This is a genomic window from Phenylobacterium sp. (assembly GCF_036263695.1).
In the GTDB taxonomy this organism is placed as follows: Bacteria; Pseudomonadota; Alphaproteobacteria; order Caulobacterales; family Caulobacteraceae; genus Phenylobacterium.
This window is the reverse complement of the sequence record NZ_DATAGM010000101.1, coordinates 1-6385: the sequence shown is the minus strand read 5'-3', so window position 1 is coordinate 6385 and position 6385 is coordinate 1. Positions and strand designations below refer to the sequence as shown.

General features: G+C 72.4%; 6 protein-coding genes. 3 read left to right on the top strand and 3 right to left on the bottom strand.

From position 1 onward, the window contains the following. Positions 1–984 (top strand): beta-ketoacyl synthase N-terminal-like domain-containing protein (locus tag VHK87_RS04100; protein WP_329633625.1); only part of this gene is annotated, 984 nt, incomplete at its 5' end. 42 nt (positions 985–1026) lie between these two features. Here VHK87_RS04100 and VHK87_RS04095 read toward each other — a convergent pair. Together VHK87_RS04095 and VHK87_RS04090 are read right to left on the bottom strand one after the other, a co-directional pair. Further along, on the bottom strand, positions 1027–1779 hold the full coding sequence (locus tag VHK87_RS04095; RefSeq protein ID WP_329633624.1) for an enoyl-CoA hydratase/isomerase family protein: 753 nt from the start codon (positions 1777–1779) through the stop codon (positions 1027–1029). Next, positions 1776–2960, bottom strand: a complete 1185-nt coding sequence (locus tag VHK87_RS04090) for a CoA transferase (protein ID WP_329633623.1) — start codon at positions 2958–2960, stop codon at positions 1776–1778. Before VHK87_RS04090 ends, VHK87_RS04095 begins: the two co-directional genes overlap by 4 nt. 117 nt (positions 2961–3077) lie before the next feature. Here VHK87_RS04090 and VHK87_RS04085 point away from each other — a divergent pair, with 117 nt between their 5' ends. Next, on the top strand, positions 3078–3689 hold the full coding sequence (locus VHK87_RS04085) for an ATP-binding protein (RefSeq protein ID WP_329633622.1): 612 nt from the start codon (positions 3078–3080) through the stop codon (positions 3687–3689). Here VHK87_RS04085 and VHK87_RS04080 read toward each other — a convergent pair. Further along, positions 3686–4207, bottom strand: a complete 522-nt coding sequence (locus VHK87_RS04080) for a GNAT family N-acetyltransferase (protein WP_329633621.1) — start codon at positions 4205–4207, stop codon at positions 3686–3688. The genes VHK87_RS04085 and VHK87_RS04080 overlap by 4 nt on opposite strands. Before the next feature lie 195 nt (positions 4208–4402). Here VHK87_RS04080 and mutS point away from each other — a divergent pair. Further along, positions 4403–6385 (top strand): DNA mismatch repair protein MutS (gene mutS, locus VHK87_RS04075; protein WP_329633620.1); only part of this gene is annotated, 1983 nt, incomplete at its 3' end.

Here is a 6385-nt window from a genome sequence, read left to right as displayed (position 1 = left end):
ATCGCCATGGAGCAGGCGATCGCCGACGCCGGTCTGGAGGCCGATGAGGTCTCCAACGAGATGACCGGCCTGATCGTCGGCTCGGGCGGGCCTTCCACCCGCGCCATCGTCGAGGCCGCCGCCACCGCCAAGGAGCGCGGCCCCAAGCGGATCGGTCCGTTCGCGGTGCCCAAGGCGATGAGCTCGGGCCCCTCGGCCACGCTGGCCACCTGGTTCAAGATCCGCGGCCTGAACTTCTCCATCTCCTCGGCCTGCGCCACCAGCGCCCACTGCATCGGCTCCGGTTACGAGCAGATCGCCTGGGGCAAGCAGGACGTGGTGTTCGCCGGCGGGACCGAGGAGCTGGACTGGACGCTCAGCGTCCTGTTCGACGCCATGGGCGCGATGAGCACCGGTTACAACGACCGCCCCAGCGTCGCCAGCCGCGCCTATGACAAGAACCGCGACGGCTTCGTCATCGCCGGCGGGGCCGGCATCGTCGTGCTCGAGGAATACGAGCGGGCGAAGGCCCGCGGCGCCAAGATTTACGGCGAGATCGTCGGCTATGCGGCCAACTCCGACGGCTTCGACATGGTCGCCCCCTCGGGCGAGGGCGCGGCCCGCTGCATGAAGCTGGCCCTCAAGGGCGCCGGCGACCGCAAGGTCGACTACCTGAACCCGCACGGCACCTCGACGCCGGTGGGTGACATCAAGGAGATGGAGGCGGTCCGCGCGGTGTTCGGAGATGCTCCGCCGCTGATCTCGTCCACCAAGTCCCTGACCGGCCACAGCCTCGGGGCGGCCGGCGCGCAGGAGGCGATCTACTCCTTGCTCATGCTCAACAACGGCTTCGCCGCGCAGAGCGCCCACATCGAAGAGCTGGACCCGGCCTTCGCCGACCTGCCGATCGTCCGTGAGCGGATCGACCGCCCGCTCGAGACGGTGATGAGCAACAGCTTCGGCTTCGGCGGCACCAACGGCAGCCTGGTGATGGCGAAGATCTAGGCCTAGCCAGCGCCAGGCAGGGCGAAGCGCTGCCTGGCGCCCTCAGCTCCCGGTGAACACCGGGTCGCGCTTCTCGCGGAAGGCCTGCACCGCCTCCTTGTGGTCAGCGCTCTTGCGCAGGACGCGAAGTTCCGCCGCCTGCATCTTGTCGGCGTCCTCGGGGGACAGGTCTGGGGCGCGGCTGGAGACCCGCTTGGCGGCGGCCACCGACAGGGGCGCGCGCGAGGCGATCCGCTCGGCCAGCGCCAGGGCGGCCGGCATGAGGGCGTCCGGCTCGTGCACGGCGGTGACCAGGCCGAACCGCTCGGCCGTGGCCGCATCGTGCGGCAGGCCGGTCAGCAGCATGGCCTTGGCGGGCCCGACGCCGATGATCCTGGGCAGCCGGTAGGCGCTGGCCATCAGCCCGACGTTGACGCCGGCGGCGGTGAACTTCGCTTCCGTCGAGGCGATCCGGATGTCGCAGCACAGCGCCAGCTCGAAGCCGCCGCCGACGCACCAGCCGTTGACCGCCGCGATCACCGGCACGCGGCTGGCGTCCAGCCGCTCCAGGAGCCTGGCGAACCCGGCCAGGTCCTCGCCCTGCGGCCCCACGTCCTTCAGGTCATCGCCCGAGCAGAACGCTCGGCCCTTGCCGGTGACCACTAGGCAGCGGACCTCGGCGTGGGTCGCCACCTCGTCCAGCACCTCCATGAAGGTGGCCCGCATCGAGACCCCCAACGGGTTCATCGGCGGATTGTCGATGGTCAGCACGCGCACGTGCTGCGACGGCGCCTCCAGGTGGACGGTCCCGCTCATGCCTTCACTTCCTCCCCGACGCCGATCACGCCCGACGCCACAAGTTTCTCGATCTCGTCGTCGCCCAGGCCCGCCTGCGCCAACACCTGCCGGCTCGACGAGCCCAGCGGCGGCGGCCCGCGCTTCACCTCGACCGGGGTCTTGGAGAACTGCAGCGGCGTGCGGGTGAACTTGCGCCCCTCCACCTCCGCCAGCAGGCCGCGGGCCTCAACGTGCGGGTCGGTCAGGGCCTTGTCGATGGTGTTGATGGGGCCGGACGGCACGCCGACGGCCTCGAAGCGCGCCACCCATTCCTCTGTGGTCGCGGCGGCCAGGACCTTCTCGATCCGTTCGGCCAGGGCGTCGCGGTTGAGCACCCGCGAGCGGCCGTCGGCGAATTGCGGATCGTCCTTCAGGGTCGGATCGCCCAGGGCCTGGCAGAACCTGGCCCACAGCCGGTCGTTGTTGACCCCCACCACCACGTGGCCGTCGGCGGTCTTCAGCGCCTCGTAGGGCGCGGCCAGCCGGTGGCGCGAGCCATTCGGCTTGGCGACTTCACCGGTGGAGAGGTGCAGCCCGGTCTCCCAGACCGTGTAGGCGATGGCGCTCTCCAGCAGGGAGGTCTCCACGTGCTGCCCCTCGCCGGTCTTCTCCCGGTGGTGCAGGGCGGCCAGCACGCCCAGCGCCGCGAACACCCCGGCGTTGAGATCCGACAGCGGCACCCCGGCGGCGGTCGGCTTGGTGGAGCCCACCTCGCCGGTGAAGCTCATGATCCCGCTCATCGCCTGGGCGATCAGGTCGAAGCCGCCGCGGTCGCGGTAGGGGCCGGTCAGACCGAAGCCGGAGACGGAAGCGTAGATCAGCGCGGGGTTCTCCGCCGACAGCTGCGCATAGCCCAGGCCCATCCGATCCAGCGCGCCTGGGCGGTAGTTCTCCACGAAGATGTCGGCGCTCTTCGCCAGACGCTTGATCACCGCCTGGCCTTCGGGCTTCGACAGGTCAACGGCCAGCGAGCGCTTGTTGCGGTTCACGTAGTCGAATGCCTTGAACCTGGCCTTAGGGTGCCCCCGGGTGGTCTCCCCCTCGAGCGGCTCGATCTTGATCACGTCCGCGCCCAGGTCCGCCAGCAGCAGCGAGCACCAGGCCCCGGCGATCACGTGCGTGCAGTCGAGCACTGTCAGGCCGGCGAGCGGCGAGGCCATCAGCGTCCCTCCCGTTGGGTTCTTGTCGTTGGGGGACAGTAGCAACGGAAGGCGCCGCCCGTCTTCCCTCCCCTTCTGGGGAGGGAAGACGATGCGCAGCATCGGCGGGGGAGTCGCGTGCGCCACCTGCGCTGGCCGGCCAACGCCCTGCAGCTCGTCGCTTCCCCACCCGTCCGCTTCGCTCCGCTCGCGGCCGAGGCGCTGGAGGTCATCGCCCGCCGTGGCGAGGGCCTGATGAGCTTCGTCGACCGCTATCGCCGGCTGGCCGACCTGCCGCCGGCGGCCAAGGTCCGCGTACCCTTGGCCGAGCTGATCGCCCGCGTCGACCGGCTCATGTCGGCGCAGATGCAGGCGGCGGGCGTCGCCTACGCCAGCGTCGCTCCCGACGCGGGGCTGACGGTGCAGGCGGACCCGGACCTGTTGGAGCAGGCGCTGATCAACCTCCTGAAGAATGCGCTCGAGGCGGCGCGCAGATCGCCCGGCGCGGCGGTTCGGCTGAGCTGCGCGGAGGCCGGCGAGGCCGTCGCGATGGTGGTCGAGGACACTGGCCCCGGGCTGACACCCCAGGACCTGGAGCGCGCCTTCACGCCCTTCTTCACGACCAAGACCGGCGGCTCGGGCGTCGGCCTTTCCCTCGCCCGCCAGATCGCGCTGGCCCACCGGGGACGGCTGGACTACGCGCCGGGCCAGCCGGGCGCGCGCTTCACGCTGATGCTGGCGAAGGCCTAGGTCAGGGCGCGGATGTCCGCCCAGCGGTAGTCGACCTCGTAGACGAGGCCGCCGGGGCCGCGGTCGGCTCTGGGCTCTTCCGCCCGGCCGCCCATGTGCTCGTAGAAGGCTCGGGCGTTGAGGTTGTCCTCGAGCACCGAGATCACCAGGCTCTTGGCGTCGTGGGCGGCGAGCGCGCGGGCGGCGTCCTGCACCAGCCGCCGTCCTAGGCCCTCGCCGTGCGCGCGGCGAAGGACGTAGAGGGTGGCGATCTCGGCCTCGCCGGGCAGGCGGAAGCGGGATGGGCCGGCCGAGCAGTAGCCGACGACGCCTTCGCGCCCCTCGGCCAGCAGCACCACGTCGTCGGGACCGGGCTCCATCAGCGCCGTCCGCCAGCGTCGGGCGTGCACGTCCTCGCTCATCGCCGCCAGAAACTGGGCCGGCAGCAGGCCCTGGTAGGTCTCGCGCCACGACCTGACGTGCACCCGGGCGATGTCGCGAGCGTCGGAAGGGCCGGCGGGAACGATGAAATAGGACAACTGACGAACCGCCTTTCAGAAGAAGAGCTTGGTGCGTTCGGGGGAACGTTCAAGGGGGCCCGGCGGGTCACGGCGCATCTGCCGGTTTTTTCGGCGCCGCCCCGCGCGAACCTGTTAACAACTCCTTGCCGATCGTCGCAGGGGCGGCCTGGCGGGGCTGACGGGGCGGGCGGGCGCCGCTAGCTTCCGCCCGGAATGAACGCCGCCAGCCCGCAAAGTCCCGATGCCGCCCTCGCCAATGCGGCGGCGGCCAGCCCCGTGATGGCTCAGTTCTTCGAGGCCAAGGCGCGCCAGCCGGACGCGCTGGTGTTCTTCCGCATGGGCGACTTCTACGAGCTGTTCTTCGAGGACGCGCAGAAGGCCGCCGCCGCCCTCGGCATCACCCTCACCGCCCGCGGTCAGCACGGCGGCGCGCCTATTCCGATGGCCGGGGTGCCGGTGCACGCAGCCGAGGCCTATCTCGCCAAGCTGATCCGCGCCGGCTTCAAGGTCGCCGTCTGCGAGCAGATGGAGGACCCGGCCGAGGCCCGCAAGCGCGGCTCCAAGTCGGTGGTCCGGCGCGACATCGTCCGGGTGGTCACCCCCGGCACCCTTACCGAGGACGGCCTGCTCGACGCCCGCGGGGCCAACCGGCTCGCCGCCGTGGCGGTGCGGGCCGGACAGGCCGCGGTGGCCAGCGTCGAGATCTCCACCGGCGAGGTGGAATGCCTGGCGGTCGGCCGCGACGGGCTGGCCTCGGCGCTCGCCGCGCTCGGCCCCTCCGAGATCCTGGTCCCGGACCGGCTGTTCGCCGACGAGGTGGTCAGCGCCGCGCTGAAGGCCGGCGGCGGCTTCGTCCAGCCGCTGCCCTCGGCCCTGGCCGAGCCGTCGGCCTCGGAAGCCCGCTTGAAGCGGCTCTACGGCGTCGAGACCCTGGACGGCTTCGGCCAGCTCTCGGGCGCTGAGATCGCCGCACTCGGCCTGATCGCGGCCCACCTGGAGACCACCCAGGCCGGCCGGATGCCGGCGCTGACCGCGCCCCGCCGGGCCGGCGAGGCCGACGTGATGGCCATCGACCCGGCGACCCGGGCCAGCCTCGAGATCGAGAAGAGCCTGTCCGGGTCCCGTGAGGGCGGGCTGCTGGGCGCCATCGACCGGACGGTGACGGCCGCCGGGGCGCGGCTGCTGGCCTCGCGCCTGGCCCGTCCGCTGCTGGATCCCGCCGCCATTGACGCCCGGCTCGACGCCATCGCCTGGCTCTGCGAGCACCGGCCGCTGCGCCAGCGGCTGCGCGAGCGGCTGAAGGGCCTGGGCGACATGGCCCGCGCGCTGTCGCGCCTGGCGCTTGGCCGGGGCGGCCCGCGCGACCTCGGCTGCCTGCGCGACGGCCTGGCGGCCGGCGAGGCGGCGGTCGCCTTGTTCGCCGCCGAGCCTAGCACTCTCAATCCGCCTCCAGCCGAGCTCGCGAGCGCCCTGGCGGCGCTCGACCCGGCCCGGGCCCCCGAGCTCGCACAGCTCAAGGCGCTGCTGGAGGCGGGTCTCGGATCCGAGCTGCCGACGCTCACCCGCGACGGCGGCTTCGTGGCGCCGGGCGTTCGGCCCGAGCTCGACCAGGCCCGTGGCTTGCGCGACGACTCCCGCAAGGTGGTCGCCGCCTTGGAGGCCCAGTTGGCGGCCGAGAGCGGCGTGGCGCTGCGGGTGCGCCACAACGCCGTGCTCGGCTACTTCGTCGAGGCCAGCGCCAAGGCGGCCGAGCCGCTGATGAAGCCCCCGCTCAACGCGACATTCATTCATCGCCAGACGCTCGCCAACCAGGTCCGCTTCACCACCGTGGAGCTGGCCGAGCTCGACGCGCGCATCGCCCAGGCCGCCGAGCGGGCCCTGGCCATCGAGCTGGAGACCTTTGAGGCCTGGCGCGAGGCCGCCTGCGCCGTCGCCGCCCAGGTGCAGGCCGCGGCCGAGGGCTTCGCCCGCCTCGATGTCGCCGCCGGCCTCGCCGAATGGGCCGAGGACGTCGGCGCGACGCGGCCGGTGGTCGATCGCTCCACTGCATTCGAAGCGCAGGCCGCCCGCCACCCGGTGGTCGAGGCCGCGGTGCGCCGGGCCGGCGAGGCCTTCACCCCCAACGACTGCCGCCTGGACGGGACCGGGGCCGGCGGCCCCAGGCTGGCCATCGTGACCGGCCCCAACATGGCCGGT